Below are 21,928 nucleotides of genomic sequence, written 5' to 3'. Positions count from 1 at the left end.
TCGATAAAATGGCAGACCAAATCCCCAATCCCGAATCCGAAGGCCCGTCCGGTGGTTGGGGATCGGTCAAATCGATCGCCCGCATCTACGGCGAGAACTGGCCCACCCCTGCCGCACTCGATACGTTGGCGCATCTCAACAAACCAGGCGGGGTCATGTGCGTGTCCTGCGCCTGGCCAAAGCCCGCTAACTACCACCCGTTCGAGTTTTGCGAAAACGGTGCGAAAGCCACGCTATCGGATTTGACCAGTGCACGATGCACGCCGGATTTCTGGAACGACCATACAGTTGCGGAGCTTCGCGACTGGAAAGACCATGATCTGGAAAAAACCGGCCGCCTCACCCATCCCATGCGCTACGACCACCAGACTGACCGCTATGTCGAAGTGGATTGGGAGGAAGCCTTTGCCGATATCGGTCAACGGCTGAAAGCGCTGCCGCGTGAAAGCGCGGTGTTCTATTCGTCAGGCCACGCCGGGCTCGAAGCGTCCTATCTCTATGCGCTGATGGCCCGCGCTTATGGCAACAACAATCTGCCCCAAAGTTCCAACATGTGCCACGAAACGACGTCGGTCGGTCTCAACAAGGTCATCGGCTCGCCAGTGGGAACCATTGTCTGGGAAGATCTCGAAAAGGCGGATGCCTTCTTTTTCTTCGGCCAGAACCCCGGCTCCAACAGCCCTCGTTTCCTGCATCCACTCCAGGAAGCGAAGAAGCGTGGTGCGCATATCGTCACCTTCAACCCTGTCGTGGAGCAGGGATTGGTGTCCTTCGTGAACCCGCAAAGCCCGGTCGATATGCTGACCGGTCATGAAACGACGATTTCCGACGAGTATCTGCAAGTGAAGGCCGGAGGCGATATCGCCGCGATACTGGGCCTGTGCAAGGTGGTCATGGAGGCGGACGATGCAGCGATAGCCAATGCCGGTAAGCGCGTCATCGATGTCGACTTCATTGCGGAACACACGGTTGGCTTCGATAAATTCATTCAATCTGTCCGCGACACGGGCTGGCCAGACATCGAACGGGAAAGCGGTCTTACCGAAGCAGCTCTACGCAGCGCTGGCGACATCTACGTTCGGTCCGAGCGTGTCATTGGCGTCTATGGCATGGGGCTGACGCAACATTCTCAGGGTGCGCTCAACGTTGCCATGCTGGTCAATTTGCTGCTTCTGAGGGGCAATATCGGTCGTGAAGGGGCTGGCTGCTGTCCGGTGCGCGGTCACTCGAATGTGCAGGGGCAACGCACTGTCGGCATAGCCGAAAAGACCAAGCTGATCCCCATGGACAAGCTGAAACAATTGTTCGACTTCGATCCACCCATGGAAGACGGCACGACGATTGTCGATGCCGTGAAAGGGTTGATGGCGGGCAGTATCAAAGCCTTCATCTGTCTCGGCGGCAATCTGGTGCGCGCCGTGCCGGACCAGAAGGACATGGAGCAGGCATGGAGCCGTCAGGAATTGACGGTCATGATCTCCACCAAGCTGAACCGCAGCCATCTCTTCCCAGGTGCAAACACCTATATCCTGCCTTGCCTGTCTCGGTTGGAGATAGACAGTCAGGCGACGGGACCGCAGGCCGTGACGACGGAAGACAGCTTTTCTCATATCTCCGGCTCTTTGGGCAAAAGAACGCCCGCATCCGCTCACCTCAAAAGCGAGCTGGCAATCGTAACAAGTATCGCAAAGGCTGCGCTGGCTCCCAATCCGAAACTGAAGTGGGATGAGTGGACAGGAAATTACGGCCTCGTTCGCGACCTGATCGAATTCACCTACCCTAAGGATTTCAAAGACTATAACGCCCGCATGTTCCAGCCCGGCGGCTTCTATCGCGGCAACAACGCCCATAAGCGCATCTGGAATACGGATGAGAAAAAGGCTGTGTTTACCGCGCCGCACCGGCTGAATGCTCTGTCCTTTGACGACGCCGACGGACGCTTCCGCCTGGTCACGATGCGCTCGAACGACCAGTTCAACACGACGATCTATGGTTATTCCGACCGCTTCCGTGGCATCGAAGGCACCAGAGACGTGGTCCTGATGTGCGCGCAGGATATGGCCGCAGCCGGCCTGCATGAGGGCCAGAAAATCACGCTTGTCAGCGATTTCGAAGATGGCAAACGACGCGAGCTCGGTGGCCTCTCCGTGCGCACCCATAACCTGCCCAGAGGCACGATCGGCGCATATTACCCCGAAGCCAACACGTTGATTTCCATAGATCATCATGACGAGCTCTCCAAGACGCCAGCCTCCAAGGCGATCCCTGTCAGGATCGAGACCGGACAGCCATCAAAGTCCATTTAATTTCACTAATATGGAACGAATGGTCTGGCGGACGGTTATTGAGCCACGGAGCTGTGAAGAACGGTCCGCATGAGAGGAAATCACCATGAAGAAGTTCATTCTTGCAGCAGCGCTGTTGAGCGCTACTGCCCTGACGGCTGCTGCCCAGACCACCGCACCTACAACGACTGCCCCAGCCACATCTGCCCCAGCGACGAGCACTGACGGCAAGACACCAGCAGTCGCCACACCTGACACCAAGAACCCGACTGCACCTGTAGAAGGCGCTAACAGCTTCACCGAAGAGCAGGCCAAGACCCGCATCGAAGAAGCCGGTTATTCCGATGTCAAGGACCTCAAGAAGGACGACAAGGGCATCTGGATGGCTGCAGGCATGAAGGACGGCAAGGCTGTCATGATCGCTTTGGATTACCAGGGCAACGTCGTCGCCAAGTAACGTCGCAACCAGTGACGTCAACGAAATTCGAGGAATTTGATATGAAAACCATTACTGGACTTTTCGACGACCATTCAGACGCACGCTCGGCAGTCACTGCCTTGGAATCTGCTGGTGTACCATCCGATGACATCAGCATCGTTTCCAACAACACCAACAACCACCACGATGATTCCAAAGCCGCTGAAGGTGCTGGCACCGGCGCTGGCATTGGTGCAGTCGTCGGTGGCGCTGGCGGTCTTTTGACCGGCCTTGGCATCATGGCTATTCCAGGCGTTGGCCCGGTTGTTGCCGCCGGCTGGCTTGCAGCCACTGCCGCAGGTGCCGTTGCTGGTGCTGTCGCAGGTGGTGCAGCGGGCGGTATTGTCGGTGCGATGACAGACAATGGCGTGTCTGAAGAAGATGCCCATGTCTACGCAGAGGGCGTTCGCCGCGGCGGCACCATCGTCACCGCAAAGGTTGATGACGGTCTCGTGCCTGAAGCCGAAGCCATTCTCAAGCGCTCAAACTGGGTCGATCCGGCTGAACGCCGCGTTGCCTACAACGAGCAGGGCTGGGAAAAGTTTGACGATACGCTTGATCCCTACAATGCCGAACAGATCGAAAAAGAGCGTACTCGCTACGGCCGCCCCGGCCTCTAAGCCAGACTGAATGCTCAGAAGGCCGCCTCTTTCGGGCGGCCTTTTTATGTCTGGGTTGCGCTGACGCAGTTCAGGTCCAAACTATGAGGAACTTTATCATGGCCAAGAAACCAGCTGCTCCAAAGTCGATGCAAGACACCGACGTCGTCACCATTCACGACCAGAAGATGCAACGCGGACAGGGCGGCGAACTTCATCAGTTCGCAGAAGGCGACACGCCCGTCATGACGACCGCCCAGGGCGGCCCCGTTGCCGACGATCAGAACTCGCTGCGGATCGGCGCCCGTGGTCCTCTCGTGGTGGATGACTTTCATTTCCGCGAAAAGATGTTCCACTTCGACCACGAGCGTATTCCAGAACGCGTCGTCCATGCACGCGGTTATGGCGCGCACGGCTATTTCGAAAACTACGATTCGCTTGCGCAATACACCAAGGCCGACCTGTTCCAGCGCAAGGGAGAAAAGACGCCGCTGTTCGTGCGCTTCTCCACGGTTGCGGGCAACAAGGGTTCGGCCGATCTGGCGCGCGATGTGCGCGGCTTTGCCGTCAAGGTTTATACCAAGGAAGGCAATTGGGATCTGGTTGGCAACAACATTCCGGTTTTCTTCATTCAGGATGCCATCAAGTTTCCCGACCTCATCCATGCTGCCAAGCAGGAGCCGGACCGTGCTTTCCCGCAGGCGCAGACGGCCCATGACAATTTCTGGGATTTTATCAGCCTGACGCCTGAGAGCATGAACATGATCATGTGGACCATGTCGGACAGAACCATCCCCCGCTCGCTGCGCTTTATGGAAGGTTTCGGCGTTCACACCTTCCGCTTCGTCAACGACAAGGACGAATCCACCTTCGTAAAATTCCACTGGAAGCCAAAACTGGGTCTTCAGTCTGTCGCCTGGAACGAAGCGGTCAAAATCAACGGTGCCGATCCGGATTTCCACCGCCGCGATCTCTGGAACGCGATTAAGTCAGGTGATTTTCCGGAATGGGAATTGCAGGTTCAGCTTTTCGATCAGGAATTTGCCGATAGCTTCGACTTCGACGTTCTCGATCCGACCAAGATCATCCCAGAGGAAATCCTGCCACCAAAGGCCATCGGTCGAATGGTGCTGGATCGTATGCCAGACAACTTCTTTGCCGAGACCGAACAGGTCGCGTTCATGACGCAGAACGTGCCGCCGGGCATCGATTTCAGCAATGACCCACTGCTTCAGGGCCGGAACTTCTCCTATCTCGACACCCAGTTGAAGCGCCTCGGTGGTCCGAACTTCACCCATTTGCCCATCAATGCACCGAAATGTCCTTTTGCGCATTTCCAGCAGGATGGTCATATGGCCATGCGCAACCCTGTCGGCCGGGTCAATTATCAGCCGAACTCGCACGGCGAAGGCCCTCGGGAATCGCCCACTCAAGGATATCGTCACTTCCCGGCGGAAGAACAGGGTACTAAGGCACGCCTGCGCCCTGAAAGCTTCGCCGACCATTATAGCCAGGCGCGGCAATTCTATATCAGCCAGACAGGTGCCGAGCAGCGCCACATCGCAGCAGCACTGACTTTCGAACTCAGCAAGGTCGAAATACCTGCCATCCGCGAGCGAATGGTTTCTCATTTGCTGAATATCGATGAAACGCTGGCCGCAACGGTCGCGCAGAAGCTTGGCCTCGAGTCGATGCCGAAACCTGCCGATGCCGCCATGCCGACCCGCCAGGATTTGGAGCCATCGCCAGCACTCAGCATCGTGGAAAACGGCCCTAAACGTTTCGAAGGCCGCAAGCTTGGTATTCTGATTACAGACGGCGTCGATGTCGGCATGTTGAAGGCGTTGACAGACGCGATTACCGCAGAGAAAGCCGTGTTCGAGCTGATTGCTCCGAAGGTTGGTGGCGTCAAAGCCTCCGATGGCAGCATGATCAAGGCTCACCACATGATCGATGGTGGCCCTTCAGTGCTCTTCGATGCGGTCGCGCTGCTGACCTCGCCGGAAGGTGTCGAAGACCTGGTCGATGAAGCGACTGCGCGGGACTTTGTGGCAGATGCCTTCCAGCACTGCAAGTTCATCGGTTACGTCGAATCGGCAATGCCGTTGCTGCAAAAGGCAGGCATCGCGGACGCGATCGATGAAGGTGTGGTTGCTCTGCCGCAGGATGAAGACCCGACGGATTTCGTATCCAAGCTCGCTGATTTGCGGGTCTGGGGTCGCGAGCCATCGGTAAAGCTTGGCAAGGCGTCTGCGCCTCCCAAAAAATAAAATACCAAAAGCGCGGCACTCCGGTGTCGCGCTTTTGACTTCGATTGTCTGCTGGAACGTTGCGATGACACAGAACCCAACGCTCAGACGCCTCGTCGTCATCAGCGACTATCAGGATGGCGGCCCTTTCCCCGAGGACGTTCCAAACGTCGAACACTTAGAACATCAATGGCAAAGCGGAGAGCGTGGAAAACCAGCCTGCGCCTCTGAAGCTATTCCGGATTTCAACGTCGAGGGCGGCTATATCGAGCGTCTACCGCTGGCCTGCGTGAAGGCCGGTCTGGTGGATGTCGTGGAGGTCTGGACCCACTGGCGCGGCGGAGATGCCCCGGAACAGGATTTGCAGGGAGCGCCCCTCATCATCAGGCGTGCTTTTCAGATGAACGGGCCACAACCGCCCTTCAGCTCCAATGATATGCTCGCACATATCCGCACATTCGGTCCGCCTGAAATTCTATGTGTCTGGGGACTTGGCGTGTCTGAAGATATTTTGAATGCCTGCGAGACAAGCTATAAAATATATAATTCCATTGACGCCCCTGCCCTGCGGGTACCACCTGATGTCAGCAAGCATTTCGATCTGATACTGACAGGTGCGGAATGGCAATCTCAGGAAGTGGTAAACCGCCACCCACATATAAAAACTGCAATCCTGCCCATCGGACCGGAATTCGCATCCGACTGCATGTTCTACCCGACCGATGGCGAAAAACCCTATGACATCATCTATGTTGCGGCAGCACAGAGCTACAAACGCCACGATATTCTGTTCGAGGCTCTAGCCAAGCTCCCACGGTCGATTCGCACATTATGCGTTTTCGGCTACGGCGAAATGAGCGACGAACTGCAAAATTACGCACTGGATTTGGGCATCGATGTGGACTTCATAGGTCCACCGGGCGTGCCATTTTCCGAAGTTAACCGGCTGATGAACCTCGCCAAAATCGGCGTCGTCTGTGGCGTCAATGACGGCGCACCCGCAATCATCACCGAATACATGCTTGCCGGTCTACCGGTGCTGGCTAACAGCGCTCTCAGTTGCGGCCTTCAATACATCACACCACAAACCGGTCAGGTCGCATCTGCCGAACAGTTTCATGAAGGCATCAAAACGATACTGGAGAATATATCGACCTTCTCACCTCGGCAGGCGGTTATCGACAATTGGGCATGGCCGCATTCGGTCCGCAAATTGCGGGAACTCATGGGAATTTCAGAGTATTAGAAAGTTTTCAATAGCTCAGGAACAAACCCTATTTCATCCGGTTTGAGTACGCCCCTCAAACGCGGATGCGTCAATGAATCTCTCAAGTTCGATATCCTCACCACTACAGACAATGACCGAGCGCAAAACGCCGCTCATCTGTTTTTCGCATTTGCGATGGGATTTCGTCCTTCAACGTCCACAACATCTGATGGGACGCTTTGCCAAAGACAGAGCCATCTTCTTTTTCGAGGAATTCATTCCGACAGATCACCATTTGCCCTATCTCGAAATCCACCCCTTCGAGGGAACGACGGTAAAATCAGTGCGCCCACGCATTCCCCATTGGTGGAACGAGGCGGATCGGGAACTCGCCCTCTCCAAGCTGCTGGACGATCTCTTGGCCATGTACGGGGCGGCACCCCCGATCCTGTGGTTCTACACACCTGCCATGTTTGGTTTTGCCCGCCATGTCGAAGCTTCCGCTGTGGTTTATGACTGCATGGATGAGCTGGCGAATTTCAAATTTGCGCCCCAAAGTATGAAGGAAATGGAGGCAGCACTGATCGCGCGCGCCGACGTCGTCTTTACCGGCGGTTACAGCCTTTACGAGGCGAAATGCGATCAGCACGACAACATTCATGCCTTCCCATCGGGCGTGGACGTCGCGCATTTTCACGCCGCCCGCAAGGACCGGCAGGAGCCAGCCGATCAGATGTCGATCCCCGGTCCCAAAGTCGGATATTACGGCGTGATCGATGAGCGTCTGGATCTGGCACTGATCGAGGCGGTCGCCAAAGCCAGACCGCAGCTGTCTTTCGTTATCATCGGCCCCGTTGCGAAGATCGCGCTGGAAGACCTTCCACGAGCCGCGAACATTCATTACCTCGGCCAGAAAAACTACAGCGAACTGCCCGCCTATCTATCGGGATGGGACGCCGCGCTGATGCCGTTTGCGCTCAACAGCTCGACACAATTCATCAGCCCGACCAAGACCCCGGAATATCTGGCCGCTGGCCGGCCTGTCGTCAGCACAGCCATCACCGACGTCATTCGACACTACGGCGACGTCGAAGGCGTGTTCGTTGCCGCTGACGCAGAAGGGTTCGCAACGGCCTGTGATGACGCGCTTGCTCTGAGAAAATCTGGGCGCGATTGGCTGGTGCCTGTCGATGCAATGCTTGAGGGATCATCCTGGGACAAGACATTTCTCAGCATGAAAGCCCTGGTGGATGACGCTGTGCTCAGCAACACCTATCCCGCCATGACAGCCGCTCAGCCTGTTACCCGCAAAACAAGCCAATCTCCCGTCGCATCGCGCAACGACGCCGTGGCCTTAAGCGGCCTATGAGCAACGATCGACGCCGGATCGTTCTTGCAACTGACAGTCTCGACCCATCCGGAATGGGTGAGCATATGCTGACGCTTGGCCGAGCTTTGGGCGATGAATGGGACGTCACCATCGCCGCCCTCACCGGGCATGCAGACGAACTCATGACGAAAGCCGCCCGTCATGGACTTGCCATCAAGATATTCGCTGATGCAGCGGATTTGGCGTGGTGGCTGAAAACATCGGACGCTTGCCTGCTTCATGTCCATGCGGGCATCGGCTGGGAAGGCCACGAGATTGCCCGGGCAGGCATCGCTTGCGATGTGCCTGTGGTCAGGACGGAACACCTTCCCTATCTCCTCACCGATAGCGACCAGAAAGAAGAATATGCCCGCGAATGCGCAGCTCTTGCTCACCGCATCGTCGTGTCGCAGGCATCAAAGGTAAGCTTTGAAACCAGTGGCATCGATCCCCAACACTTGACGGTGGTGCGCAACGGCACATTCGCGCTGGAGCCTCGCACCGACCGGCACATCGACGTGACGGATAAGGTTGCGGGCAAAAAAGTCCTGATGACGGTTGCCCGGTTTTCTCGGCAAAAAGACCACGCAACACTCATTCGGGCGATACCGGCTGTCCTGACAGCCCACCCGTCCACAGCACTTGTTCTGGTGGGCAGGGGCGAAGAGATGACGGCGGTTCGGGCTTTGGTCGAAGAGCTTTCTCTAACCGAGAACGTTCTGTTTGCCGGTCACCGCAGCGATATCGCCGATCTGATGGCGAGTGCCGATCTGTTCGTTTTACCGTCAAAATTCGAAGGCCTGCCACTTGCGGTGCTGGAAGCCATGTCGATTGGCCTGCCCGTCATAGCCACCAACATTGGCGGCAATATCGAAGCTCTCGGACCCGACCATCCCTACCTCGCCGAAAGCGGAAACCCCGCATCTTTGGCAGAGGTGCTGATCAAAGCACTCAACGACCCAGACCGGGCCAAGGCCGTCGGCCAAGCTGGCTCTACCCGCTTTCACAAGGAATTCTCAGCACAACGCATGGCGAGCGAAACCGCAGCCGTTTACCGGCGCGTTCTTTTCAGCCGCACACAACCCACACAAGGACAGACTTCCATGAACAAGGCACGCATCGGCTTTATCGGCGTCGGCGGCATCGCCAACCGGCATCTGGATATTCTTGCCGGTTTCCAGGACGTGGCACTGGTGGCATTTGCCGACCCGGATTTCACACGCGCCGAACAGGCAGCCTCACGCTTCGGAGCAAGAGCTTTCGACAGCCACCGCGCCATGCTGGAGCGGGAAACGCTGGATGCCGTCTATATCTGCATTCCACCTTTCGCCCATGGCGACGCGGAGCGAGACCTGATCAGCCGCGGCATACCGTTCTTCGTCGAAAAGCCGATCACGCTCGATCTCGCTTTGGCCGAAGAACTCAGCGCCGCCATCGAAGCCGCAAACCTGATCACGGGTGTCGGTTACCATTGGCGTTATCTCGATACCGTCGAGGAGGCGCGCAACCGTCTGGCTGAAAACCCCGCTCAGCTTTTGTCGGGTTATTGGCTGGACCAGACACCGCCTCCGCAATGGTGGTGGAAGTTGGACCTATCAGGTGGTCAGATGGTGGAGCAGGCAACCCACATCATCGATCTCGCCCGCTACCTCGTCGGCGAAATCACCGATGTCTACGGTCGTGTGGGCTTCAAGGATCGCGCCGATTTTCCCGGCCTCGATGTGCCAGCGGTCACGACGGCAAGTCTGACATTCCAGTCCGGAGTTATTGCCAACATATCCTCCTCCTGCTTGCTGGGCTGGAGCCACAAGGTTGGCCTCAACATCTTCGCGGATCGTCTGGCAATCGAGCTGACGGATCACGACATCATGGTCGATGTGGGTGCCGGACGCCCGGTTCGCCACGCCGAAGGCGACCCTGTTTGGCGGGAAGACCGTGATTTCATCGATGCCGTACTGGGTGGCGAAAACCACATTCGCTGTACCTATGAGGACGCACTGGCAACGCACCGCGTTGCATTGGCCGTGGCAACATCAGCGCACAGCGGTGAAGCGGTTTCGCTGCAACAGCCTCTTCTTGACCGCAATCCGCAGGCACCCCTGCGCTACCCGCCGCGCGAGGATGTTCCGCAAGGCCTGCCGCCCGGCCACCGCATCATCCGCTCTCTCGGCATCGAAGCGCCGGGAAAAGCCTATCTCTTCGATTATGAAGAAGGCCCGCCCGGCGATGGTCAGGTTCGTCTGGAAACCCTCTACACCGGTTTTTCGGCCGGGACCGAGCTGACCTTCATGAAGAACACCAACCCGTATTTCCATTCGCGGTTCGATGCTGGCAGAGGTGTATTCCTCGAAAACGAACCGGATTTGCATTATCCCGTGCCGTTTTTGGGTTACATGGAGGTCGCTCGCGTGTCGGAATCCCGTGCGGCTGGCTTCCAAGCTGGCGAGATCCTCGCCGGTACCTACGGTCACAAAAGCGGCCACACCGCCGATCCGTTTCATGATGTTTTTGTTCCACTTCGTGATGATATCGACCCCATTCTCGGCGTCTTGGCCGCGCAGATGGGGCCCATCGCTGCCAACGGCATTCTGCACGCGGATGCCGACGCCCTTGGAAACAACGTCCCGTCATTCGGTGCGGGTGTCGCAGGCCGTCACGTCATCGTTATTGGAGCCGGCACCGTTGGTCTGATGACGGCACTGTTTGCGCAAAAAGCGGGAGCGCTCGGCGTTATCCTTGCCGACCCTTCGCAGTTCAGGCGTGAAAAGGCTAACGCCATGGGCATTATCGCCATGACGGAGGACGAAGCCTGGCAGCACGCGAAAGCGCGCTGGCACAACGGCGGCAGCGACCGTGGAGCGGATATCGTTTTCCAGACACGCGCTCACGCTGAAAGTCTGCACATCGCGCTGAAGGCCCTTCGCCCGCAAGGAACGGTCGTCGATCTCGCCTTCTATCAAGGCGGAGCGGACAGGCTGCGGCTGGGAGAGGAATTCCACCACAATGGCCTCAACATCCGCTGCGCGCAGATCAACCGCGTCCCACGCGGTCTGTCTGGCCAGTGGGACAAGCGGCGTCTTTCCCTTGAGACCGTGAGCCTGTTGAAAAGCCACGGCGCTATTATCCGCGAACAGATGATAACGCATGTAATCCCGCTTGAAGACGGACCCGCATTTCTGGCTGACCTCCTCACAAACCGCCCGGAATTTCTCCAGATCGTTTTCAAGGTCAACGCATGATACCGCAACAACCGCCTATTCGCATTCTCTTCGTTTTCGCATGGCTTGTCGTCGGCGGTGAGGAAACCGAGGTTCGGTTGCTCGCTCGCAATCTAGACCCTCGTCGCTACCGAATCGACGTCGTTGCCTGTTTTCACAAACCCAACATGCCGCATCAGACACATGAGCAATTGACCGAACTCGGCGTCAACGTCGATACGACCCCCTACAGCCTGTCTTTCGAGGATACGGCCGCGTATCTTGCAAACAAGATAGCGAGCTACGATGTCGTCATCTCCTGCCAGAACGTTGCCGATATTTACCCTGCATTGGAGCGCATGCATTGGCGTCCGCCACTGATTGAACATGGCGGGCTGGTGTCCGAGGCCTTGGCCGGCCCCAAACATTTCACCAGCCGTTACGTTGGCGTCTGCCGCTCCATATGCGACGCCGCCGCATCCATCATGCCGGGACGCGAGAGCGATGTTGTCGAAATCCCCTCCATGGTCGACCTCTCTGAGTTCGATGGCATTGAGCGCGCGGCGGTGCGCGCGTCACTCGGCGTGGATCAAGGCACGGTCCTGGTGGGCTGGGTGGGCAGGCTCGACCCCAAGAAGAATGTCGAGGATTTCATCGAAGCGGCAGCACTGGCGCATGCACGAAATCCCGATATGCGGTTTCTCGTCATCGGCGGCCCGGACGCCTTTATGCCTGAATATGCCGAGCAGTTGCAGACATTGGCACAGACCAGACAGTTGCAAAACGTCCTTCGTTTCCTCGGTGATCGCAAGGACATCCCTGCTCTTCTGTCGGCACTGGATATCTTCGTCTGGCTTTCAAAGGGCGAAGGCATGCCGCATGTCATTGCGGAAGCAGGTGCCGCCGGTCTGCCGGTCATTGCTACACCCGATAATGGCGCGATGCAGCAGATCGCAGATGGCGTATCCGGTCTTTTCGTCCCCTACAACGACCCTGCAGCCGTCGCCGCTGCAATTGACACGCTGAGCACATCCGCCGAGTTGCGCAGGACAATAGGACAGGCCCTCCGTTACAAGGTGGAAACCACCTACAGCGCCACCGCCGTTGTTCCGCAGTGGGAACGGCTGATCGACACGGTTATCGCCGAAAGACCGGCATCCGGCCCAACCGGCCTGTTCCAATCTTTCCTACAAGGCGGTTTCGAATGTTCCACCCACCGCCTACGGCCCCGGGACGGTCAAACCATCGGCAGGCGTCTGGATGTTATCGCGTCGACGGAGCATGACACCCACGCGGCAGCGGACTACCGGCAGCTGGCATCTCACGCGATCCGCACGGTGCGCGACGGACTGCGCTGGCACCTGATCGAAACCACATCAGGACAATACGACTGGTCGAGTTTCACACCGATGCTGAAGGCGGCAAATGACACCGGCACTCAGGTCATCTGGGATATTCTGCATTATGGTTGGCCTGATGATATCGACATATGGTCCCCGCATTTCGTGGATCGATTTGCCCGGTTTGCCGCCGCCGCCGCACAGGTCGTCAAAGACCAAACCGATGCCATTCCCTACTACTCTCCCGTCAATGAAATCTCGTTCTTCTCCTGGGGTGGCGGTGACGCGGCCTACCTCAACCCCTTCGCCCACGGACGCGGCTTCGAGCTCAAGGTACAATTGGCCCATGCGGCAATCGCCGCCATGGATGCCATTCTCTCGGTCGAACCAAGAGCCCGTTTCGTCCATTGCGACCCCGTCATCAACGTCATCACCGACCCCTCCCGCCCATGGGAACGCGGCGTCGCAGAAGGCCATCGTCAATCGCAATTTCAAGGTTGGGATCTGCTCTCAGGCCGCATGTGGCCGCAAATCGGTGGTGCAGACAAATATCTCGATATCATCGGCGTCAATTACTATCACAACAACCAATGGATCCACGGCGGCCCACCCATCGACATGGACCACCCACTCTACAAACCCTTCAGAACCGTCCTCACTGAGACCTACGCCCGTTATGGCAAACCCATCTTCATCGCCGAAACCGGCATCGAAGGGGACAGGCGTGCAAGCTGGGCATCTTACATCCACCAGGAAGTCACCGCGGCAATGAAACAAGGCGTGCCCATCGAGGGCATCTGCCTCTACCCCATCGTCAACCACCCCGGTTGGGACGATGATCGCCCTTGTGAGAATGGGTTGTTGGCAGCGAAGTTCGAGAATGGGGAACGCTCAGTGCATCAACCGCTCTCGGAGGAGTTGAAACGTCAGATAAATCTGGAAAAATGGTAGCGGGAGAGGGACTTGAACCCCCGACACGCGGATTATGATTCCGCTGCTCTAACCACCTGAGCTACCCCGCCACAGAGGGACGTGACAGTTGTGTAACTGTCCGTCCATCAGGATGAGCGGCTTATAAGGTGCCGCTCCCTAAAGTGTCAAGCGCAAGATGCGCAAAAACGAAGCTTTCTGCCATGTGGCAAAAACCTGAATGGTTTCAGGCTGCAACCTGACTTTGGAGCAGTGCCTTCAGCAATGCCTCAGCCTCTGCTGAACGTTCGGAACGTTCGATGAACCCGCCACCATATACGCGCGCATCGGCACCAGGGGCAGAATAGAGGACGCAGGCTTGCCCAGGCGCGACACCGGCCTCGCCTATGGCCAGATCGACGTAAACGCCTCTCTCATCAACGTGCAACGTCGCTTCTCCAGGCGGACGCGTCGAACGGACCTTGGCGAAGCACGCGAAGCCCTCATGAGCATCACTGGTGAGGTCGCCGTCACCCAGCCAGTTCATGTCGCGTAGATAGACCCGGTGGGTTTCCAGCGCCTCACGCGGGCCGACGATGACGCGACGGCCGCGGGCATCCAGATGTACGACGTAAAGCGGTTCACCCGTCGCGACGCCAATGCCACGCCGCTGGCCGATGGTGTAGTGCACGATGCCATCGTGACGCCCCAGTACGCGGCCATCGAGATGAACGATATCCCCCACCAGCGCCGCATTTGGCTTCAGCTTGTTGATGATATCGGTGTATTTGCCCTGTGGTACGAAACAGATGTCCTGACTGTCGGCCTTCTTCGCCACGACGAGGCCCATCTCTTCTGCCAGTTCGCGCGTTTGCGCCTTGGAGAGACCACCCAGCGGAAAGCGCAGATAATCGATCTGCTCCTGCGTGGTGGCAAACAGGAACCAGCTCTGGTCACGGTCGCTATCAATGGGGCGATAGAGGGCTCGGCGATTGGGATGGCCGGCAACGGGGTTGAGTCTCGAGCGGATATAATGTCCCGTTGCCAGTGCATCCGCACCCAGTTCCTGTGCAGTCGCCAAGAGATCGGCGAACTTGACTGTCTGGTTACAGGCAACGCAGGGAACCGGGGTTTCGCCCATGGCATAGGCTTCGGCAAACGGGTTGATCACCGTTTCACGAAAGCGGGCTTCATAATCCAGCACATAATGAGGGATGCCCAGCGTTTCACAAACGCGACGGGCGTCATCGATATCCTGACCCGCACAGCAGGAGCCTGCACGATGCACGGCAGCGCCGTGATCGTAGAGCTGAAGGGTAATGCCGAGGACATCATAGCCCTCGCGTTTCAGAATGCCTGCCACAACGGAGGAGTCCACGCCGCCGGACATGGCGACGACAATCCGGGTATCTTCCGGCTTCTTATCAAAGTCGAGCGTGTTCACTGGTTTTCCAATCGTCAGTCATACCGGGGGTCAAGGCCCCGCTGCCTGTCGTATTTTTCAGCTTGCATATAGAAAGAAATGCTTTCACGCGCAAGTACAGGGCGGCAAGGCCGCCCTGCATCAGGACATAGATCGATTTAGGTTGGTTAAGCGCCAGCAGTCTTCTGACCGTCGCCCAGCCACTTTTCTCGTTCTCTCCACAAGGCGGGAAGAGCCAACATGGCGACGCCAACAAGTGCGATGATCGTCTTTTCCACCTGTGTCAGCTCTGCGGTACGGCCATCGAGATAGTAGATGCCGTAGACAATGGCGACGTGCCAGACATAGACCTGAAGCGAGTGGCGACCCAGAAGCTGAAGAAACTTCAGCGACAGAACCCAGATCACGGCAGCGGCCGCTTTCTGCACCAGCGGATTGTGGTGCTTGGGACCAGCGATCAGCAACCATGTCAGTCCAACGCCGACGGCGAGAAAGTTGATGAGATAGACTGGACCGAAGTCAGCGCGGATTTCCATGGTCGAAAACTTGCCGAGCATGAATTCCGGCATCAGGTTCCACGCCGTTGCAATACGCAGCGGCACGAAGAACAGGCAGACGATGAGCGCCGCTTTGGCGATCCAGCTACGCTGCGGCGAGAAGATTTTCGTCCATGCGATCTTGTTCTGGGCCGTCATGGCACCCATCACCAGTGCAGAGAAGAAAACCAGCTGCCAGCCGAACAGGTTGAAGCTGACACGAATGCCCTGCTCGTCCGCCCCCTTTACCAGTTCGTTGATGGGCGTCGTGAACAGCTGCTGCAAGCCGAGCTGACCAGCCATCCACACCAGCAGCGAACCCGCCATGACATAGGCCCACTTGCCATCAAGGCAGAGCTTAACCAGGAACGGCGCAAAAATCATGTAGACGATATATTGCGGCAGAATATCCATAAAGGTCGGCTGGAACAGGAACGTCGCGATTGCTGCCAGACGCAACGGATCGTCAAACGACGTCATGCCCAACCAGTTGTACCAGATGTAAGGTGCGTGCGGTACGACCATGCGAACGAAAAGCACCGCAATGACGAGACCCATCGCGTATTTGTAAAGCTCTAGAGCCCGGCTCCAGATCATGTCGCGTCCGGCTTCGTAACCGTATTTCATCATCTTGCGCGCATAGACCATGCCGATCAAAAGGCCGGATAGGAATACGAAGCCTTGAGCGTCTTCCACGAAAGCAAACTGTCTATGATTGATTTCCATCAGCCAAAGACCACCGGCAAAGACCAAGTGGTTGATCAGCATGAAAACGAGAAAATACCCGCGCATCCCATCGATCAGGTCGAAGCGTTTCATTTAGATTGCTCTCCATACTCGCAGGCCTTTGGAAACCAATTGGCCTGATCCGAACGACTGGATGGATCTTGGGTCGCCATCCTGACTTGGATCGTGAACGCGGTTTTTAAGCTACGGTTCCGCTGAAAACAGTGTTTTACCGCTCGCGCTGATTTCACATTGATGTGTTCTGCCCTTGGTTAGAGCGGACCGAATGAACGCCGGATGAATGAAAAAGGGTCATTGCGTGGACGAAGTGCGGCGAGCCGGAACAATGGCTTAGCGGAAAAGGTGCCGTGATTGCCTGAAATACAGGGCGTTTAGAACGACTGTGGCCGGTGCGGAAGTCCTCCACACCGGCCACATTTCACTCAGTTTTTTTCAACCAATCAGGCTGCGGCTTGAATAGCGGCAACCTGCCACTCCGCACCGTTCTGGCGAACGAATGTCCACAGTTCGGTTGATTCTTCCGGCTTGTGCTCGTCACCTTCAACAATTTTGCCAGTGTTACGGTCACGCATCACATCGATGGCGGAGTAGCGCATGGCAACGGTAGCGTAATCCTTGCCCTCTTCATGCCAGGCCTCCGAAACATCACCCTGCAACAGGGTCACGTCACGCACATCGTTCTTGACACCGCTGGTGGCGTGGTCGCTCAGTTCCTCGGCAAGATAGGACATGGCTTCCGGCGTCGTCAGCTTGCGAAGCGTGCCGTAGTCTTCGGCAGCATAGGCGGCCTGAACGTTTTCGAGCGTCTTCTGGAAGGTCTCAAGATCAACCTGTGTCACGCCGATTTCGTCACCTTCCGACATCGCATTTTCATGCGGGACCGGCTTTGGCGCAACGGGAGCAGCTGTTGCAGCGGCGGCAGCGCCACCGAAGGATCCGGCCTTGGAGCCCATCTGCGGAATTTTGAAGCCACCCATGGAATTCTGGTTACCCTGCGGCGCAGAATAGTCATTGCGCGCAGAGCTGTTACCAGCCGCACCGCCGAAAGCAGGCTTGCCCTGACGGCGCGATGCGAAGAAGCGCATGGCGAGCATCACGAGACCGCCAATCAGGAGGCCCTGGATCAACAGGCCGAAGAAACCGGCCATGCCGCCAAAACCGCCGCCCATAAGCATGCCGAACAGGCCGCCCATCAGTAAGCCACCCATGAGGCCGCCCATCATGCCACCGAACATACCGCGGCTCTGCTGCGGTGCCTGTGCCGCTGGACGTGCTGCACCACCTGGCTGCGTTGCCTGGTTGGTGTTTGGTGTCATGCTGCGGTTGATAGGCGCAGCCTGGCCCGGCGTTGTCGCTGTCGCAGGCGGCGCGGAAAAGGTGCGGGTGCCACGGCTGCCAAATCCGCCGCTTGCACGTCTTGCCTCAGCCATATCCACAGCAATGAATGACACTGCAATACCCAACGCGGCAACCGCAAACAAACCTCTAAAGCGCCTAATGGCAGCAAACATCGTCTTCTCCTGTTACGCCGCCCTCCCATTGAGCGGCTCGTCATGGTCGATATAGCAACTATGGATCATCATTTTTAGAGGAATGGCATAAAATTTTTCGTGATATACAACTATGAGTAATTATACGCATGTAAACACAAAAAACCCGGCACAGGATTTCTCCTTTACCGGGCAATTATCATCAGCGAAAAACTGAACCAGATCAGTCGATGTTGAAGGACAGCGACTTGACCTGACGGATGGCGGGGTTGGCGCGCAGCTTGTCCAGCACATCTTCCGACACCGGGCCATCGACGTAGAGAAGCGCGATGGCGTCGCCGCTTTCCTTTTCGCGACCCAGCTGGAAGTTAGCGATGTTGACGCCAGCTTCACCCAAAGTCGTACCCATGAAGCCGATCATGCCGGGAACGTCGGTGTTGGTGATGTAGATCATGTGCTGACCGACATCGGCATCCATGTTGATGTTCTTGATCTGGATGAAGCGCGCCTTGCCATCCGAAAACACCGTGCCGGCAACCGAACGAACCTGGTTTTCGGTCTTCACCGTCAGCTTGATGAAGCCGTCATAGACACCGGTCTTGTCGCGCTTAACTTCGGAAAGGATGATGCCCTTTTCCTTGATCATGATGGGCGCGGAAACCATGTTCACGTCAGCCACCTGTGGGCGGATCAGACCAGCGAGAAGCGCAGATGTGAGCGCCTTGGTGTTCATGTTGGCGGTTGCGCCATCATAAAGGATTTCGATTTCCTTGGTGGCGCTTTCCTGCACCTGACCGACGAAGGAGCCGAGAACGTCTGCCAGCTTGATGAAGGGCTTGAGGCGCGGGGCTTCGTCAGCGGTGATCGACGGCATGTTAATGGCGTTGGAAACGGCACCCTTGACGAGGTAATCCGACATCTGCTCGGCAACCTGAAGCGCCACGTTTTCCTGTGCTTCAGTGGTCGAAGCGCCAAGGTGCGGCGTGCAGACGACGTTGGGCAGGCCAAACAGCGGGCTTTCCGTTGCGGGCTCGACTTCGAACACATCGAAACCGGCACCGGCGACATGGCCGGACTTGATGGCGTCGGCAAGCGCTGCCTCATCGACCAGACCACCACGGGCGCAGTTGATGATGCGAACGCCGGGCTTGGTCTTGGCAAGGTTTTCAGCGCCGAGAATGCCGCGTGTCTTGTCGGTCATCGGCACGTGAAGTGTGATGAAATCGGCCTGTGCAAGCAACTCGTCCAACTCAACCTTCGTCACGCCCATTTCCTGCGCGCGCTCTGGCGACAGGAAGGGGTCGTAGGCCAGAACGTTCATCTTGAGGCCGAGAGCACGCGAGCAGACGATGCCGCCGATATTGCCCGCACCGATGACGCCAAGCGTCTTGCCGGTGATTTCGACGCCCATGAACTTGGACTTTTCCCACTTGCCAGCCTGTGTAGACGTATCGGCAGCTGGAAGCTGGCGAGCAACGGCAAACATCAGCGCAATCGCGTGTTCAGCCGTGGTGATGGAGTTGCCGAAAGGCGTGTTCATGACGATGATGCCACGGCGCGATGCGGCTGGAATATCGACATTGTCGACACCGATACCGGCGCGACCGATGACCTTGAGGTTGGTTGCCGCTTCGATCAGCTTTTCCGTCGCCTTGGTGGCGGAACGAATGGCCAGACCATCATAATTGCCGATGATTTCGGCCAGCTTGTCCTTGTCCTTGCCAAGCTTCGGCTGGAAATCGACTTCGACGCCGCGATCACGGAAGATCTGGACGGCGGTTTCCGACAGTTCGTCAGATACGAGTACGCGAGGTGCCATGGTTTGGGCTCCCTAAAATGAGTTCAGTCTTGAGAATGAGGCATGGGCGGCCCTGCCGTGGCAGGGCCGGAATAGATCAGGCGGCAGCCTTGAAAACCGCAGCCTTCTGCGTTTCGAATGCCCATTTCAGCCAAGGCGTGACGGCTTTCATATCAGCCGTTTCGATGGTGGCACCGGCCCAGATGCGAAGGCCCGACGGCGCATCGCGGTAAGCACCAATGTCGAGCGCAACATTTTCCTTTTCGAGAAGGGCAACCATGCCCTTGGCGAAATCGGCCTGCGCGGCAGCATCGAGAGCTGCAACATCCTTGCAGACGATCTTGAGGCAGACGGAGGTGTTGGAGCGCGTCTCGTCAACGACTGCCAGATTGGCAATCCAGTTATGTTCGGCCACGAAGTCGAAGATGACCTTGGCGTTTGCATCGGCACGCGCCATCAGGGCGTTCAGACCACCGAGGTTCTTAGCCCAAAGCAGCGCATCGATGTAGTCTTCAACGCAGAGCATGGATGGCGTGTTGATGGTTTCGCCAGTGAAGATGCCTTCGATCAGCTTGCCGCCTGAAGTCATGCGGAAAATCTTCGGCAGTGGCCAAGCAGGCACGTAAGTCGTCAGACGCTCTACAGCACGCGGCGACAGAATGATGACGCCATGGCCACCCTCGCCGCCCAGAACCTTCTGCCAGGAGAAGGTCACCACGTCGAGCTTGGTAAAGTCCATGTCCTGCGCAAATGCGGCAGATGTCGCATCGCAGATGGTCAGACCCTTGCGATCAGCGGGAATGAAATCAGCGTTTGGAACGCGAACACCGGATGTGGTGCCGTTCCAGGTAAAGACCACGTCACGGTCAAAATCGATTGTGGAAAGGTCAGGGAGGACGCCGTAGTCGGCTTCTATTCTGCGCACGTCCTTCAGCTTCAGCTGCTTGACGACGTCGGTCACCCAACCGGCACCGAAGCTTTCCCACGCAACCATATCGACGCCACGTTCACCGAGCATCGACCACAGAGCCATTTCCACGGCACCAGTGTCGGATGCGGGAACGATACCGATGCGATAATCGGCAGGAACGTTCAGAACTTCGCGGGTGAGATCGATGGCCTGCTTCAGCTTGGCTTTGCCAACCTTGGCGCGATGCGAGCGACCGAGCGGTGCATCAGCGAGAGCTTCGAGCGACCAACCGGGGCGCTTCGAGCAAGGACCAGAAGAAAAATGCGCATTGCCCGGACGGGTGTCCGGCTTCACTATATCAGTCATTTGACTACCCTTTCAGATAGGCGCCTCTCGTTAGGGAGAGGTGTCCTGCCGTCGTTGCTATGCCTCTCGCCTGTCGCAGTCAAGCGGAATATGTCGCAGCCGACAGGTTTCTTGGCGCGTCTGCGTCATCGTCAAACGCGCTACATAGCAAAAACCGCCCGCATCCAAAGAGGACGCGAACGGTTTGAAGATCGATAGAGCAAGACGCTTATTTGTAAACGGCAGGCTGCAGCGGAATGTCTGCTGGCGGAATATACTGGGCGGTGTCGCAACCGTTGAAGACGTAACGGCCGCCGACGCGCACTTCATGCGAGGTGAGACCCTTGTCACGGCCGGCAGACGTCAAGCCACTTCCACTCGTGCCGAACATGCTGCCGCTGCCAATCTGGCGGAAACGGTAGCCGACATCGGCTTTCAAGTTACAGGTAACATCGATCGAGGCACCAGCCATCAAAGCGTAAGCGAAACGCCAATTGCCCTCGCCCTCGATTTCGCAGTTACCGCAGCTCGACACCTTGTCCCATTTTACATGTGCACCACCGATACCAGCGCCGAGATATGGCGTTATGCGGCCATAGGTTCCCAGATCGACATAGGCATTGGCCATCAGCGAATAAGCACGCACTGCCGAATCCACATTATTAATAAGTGGTCCATTGGCACTAAACTTCGATTTTGCCATGTAGTCGAAGGTCAGATCCGTACGGAGATAGTTGTTGATCTGATAACCAACACCAGCACCATAAAGGAAATTGTCTTCGACAGACCTATTCCCGAAGCTGTAATTCACTGGGCTACCAGAATCAAAACGGGTATATTCTGCGCCACGCGACTTGTTGAACGAGTAACCGACATCGCCACGCAGATACCAGCCACTTGCCTGCTGCACTTGAACTTCCGGTGCCTGATCGACAAAAGCTGGCGCTGGTTCCTGGTAAACATCGGCTGCGAAGGCGGTTTGGCATGTCATCAAAGCGGCGACAACACCGATTAGGCTCTTTTTCATAACGGCGGCTCCCTAAGCG

The 21,928-nt window shown here is 57.1% G+C and carries 13 protein-coding genes, 1 tRNA gene and 1 pseudogene; 8 read left to right on the top strand and 7 right to left on the bottom strand.

All coding sequences use genetic code 11. The annotated features are described in order from the left end of the window. Positions 1–8 precede the first annotated feature (8 nt). From CPJ18_RS04330 to CPJ18_RS04295, 8 genes and pseudogenes are all read left to right on the top strand, one after another. The gene (locus CPJ18_RS04330) at positions 9–2,306 is read left to right on the top strand and encodes an FdhF/YdeP family oxidoreductase (protein WP_103657161.1); all 2,298 of its coding nucleotides are present in this window, start codon (positions 9–11) and stop codon (positions 2,304–2,306) included. An 85-nt stretch (positions 2,307–2,391) separates the two neighbouring features. Beyond that, complete coding sequence (locus tag CPJ18_RS04325; RefSeq protein WP_167397828.1) at positions 2,392–2,742, top strand: PepSY domain-containing protein; 351 nt, start codon at positions 2,392–2,394, stop codon at positions 2,740–2,742. A gap of 41 nt (positions 2,743–2,783) precedes the next feature. Next, positions 2,784–3,383, top strand: a complete 600-nt coding sequence (locus tag CPJ18_RS04320; RefSeq protein ID WP_077104130.1) for a hypothetical protein — start codon at positions 2,784–2,786, stop codon at positions 3,381–3,383. Positions 3,384–3,511: 128 nt separating this feature from the next. After that, a complete protein-coding gene (gene katE, locus CPJ18_RS04315; protein ID WP_407026437.1) occupies positions 3,512–5,632 on the top strand; it encodes a catalase in 2,121 nt (706 codons plus the stop codon). Between the two features lie 64 nt (positions 5,633–5,696). Beyond that, positions 5,697–6,857 carry a glycosyltransferase gene (locus CPJ18_RS04310; protein WP_103657160.1) on the top strand — a complete coding sequence of 387 codons (1,161 nt, stop codon included), beginning with the start codon at positions 5,697–5,699 and terminating at the stop codon, positions 6,855–6,857. A 73-nt stretch (positions 6,858–6,930) separates the two neighbouring features. Beyond that, a pseudogene (locus CPJ18_RS04305) lies at positions 6,931–8,079 on the top strand (glycosyltransferase family 1 protein); the annotation flags it as partial. Between the two features lie 104 nt (positions 8,080–8,183). Continuing rightward, on the top strand, positions 8,184–11,426 hold the full coding sequence (locus CPJ18_RS04300) for a glycosyltransferase (protein WP_245445319.1): 3,243 nt from the start codon (positions 8,184–8,186) through the stop codon (positions 11,424–11,426). Next, complete coding sequence (locus CPJ18_RS04295) at positions 11,423–13,675, top strand: glycosyltransferase family 4 protein (RefSeq protein WP_103657158.1); 2,253 nt, start codon at positions 11,423–11,425, stop codon at positions 13,673–13,675. The genes CPJ18_RS04300 and CPJ18_RS04295 overlap by 4 nt, the downstream gene beginning before the upstream one ends. On the opposite strand, the gene CPJ18_RS04290 is transcribed toward CPJ18_RS04295, so the two are convergent. The 7 genes from CPJ18_RS04290 to CPJ18_RS04260 all read right to left on the bottom strand — a co-directional run bounded on the left by CPJ18_RS04290 (position 13,670) and on the right by CPJ18_RS04260 (position 21,909). Then, positions 13,670–13,746: transfer RNA gene (locus CPJ18_RS04290), tRNA-Met, on the bottom strand. The genes CPJ18_RS04295 and CPJ18_RS04290 overlap by 6 nt on opposite strands. A 134-nt stretch (positions 13,747–13,880) precedes the next feature. Continuing rightward, positions 13,881–15,077 (bottom strand): tRNA 2-thiouridine(34) synthase MnmA, encoded by a 1,197-nt coding sequence (gene mnmA / locus CPJ18_RS04285; RefSeq protein WP_103657157.1) that lies wholly within the window; start codon positions 15,075–15,077, stop codon positions 13,881–13,883. A 146-nt stretch (positions 15,078–15,223) separates the two neighbouring features. Next, positions 15,224–16,411, bottom strand: coding sequence for an OpgC family protein (locus CPJ18_RS04280; protein WP_103657156.1), 1,188 nt, complete (start codon positions 16,409–16,411; stop codon positions 15,224–15,226). A gap of 368 nt (positions 16,412–16,779) precedes the next feature. Continuing rightward, on the bottom strand, positions 16,780–17,850 hold the full coding sequence (locus CPJ18_RS04275) for a Tim44 domain-containing protein (protein WP_103657155.1): 1,071 nt from the start codon (positions 17,848–17,850) through the stop codon (positions 16,780–16,782). A gap of 202 nt (positions 17,851–18,052) precedes the next feature. Then, the gene (serA, locus tag CPJ18_RS04270; RefSeq protein WP_077104152.1) at positions 18,053–19,648 is read right to left on the bottom strand and encodes a phosphoglycerate dehydrogenase; all 1,596 of its coding nucleotides are present in this window, start codon (positions 19,646–19,648) and stop codon (positions 18,053–18,055) included. Positions 19,649–19,724: 76 nt separating this feature from the next. Then, positions 19,725–20,903: a phosphoserine transaminase gene (locus tag CPJ18_RS04265; protein ID WP_103657154.1), complete on the bottom strand. Its 1,179-nt coding sequence runs from the start codon at positions 20,901–20,903 to the stop codon at positions 19,725–19,727. Between the two features lie 208 nt (positions 20,904–21,111). Further along, positions 21,112–21,909: an outer membrane protein gene (locus tag CPJ18_RS04260; RefSeq protein WP_103657153.1), complete on the bottom strand. Its 798-nt coding sequence runs from the start codon at positions 21,907–21,909 to the stop codon at positions 21,112–21,114. Between the last annotated feature and the right edge of the window lie 19 nt (positions 21,910–21,928).

The sequence above is a fragment of the Agrobacterium rosae genome (genome assembly GCF_002915175.1).
GTDB classification, from domain to species: Bacteria; Pseudomonadota; Alphaproteobacteria; order Rhizobiales; family Rhizobiaceae; genus Agrobacterium; species Agrobacterium rosae.
This window is presented reverse-complemented; position numbering and strand designations above follow the sequence as displayed.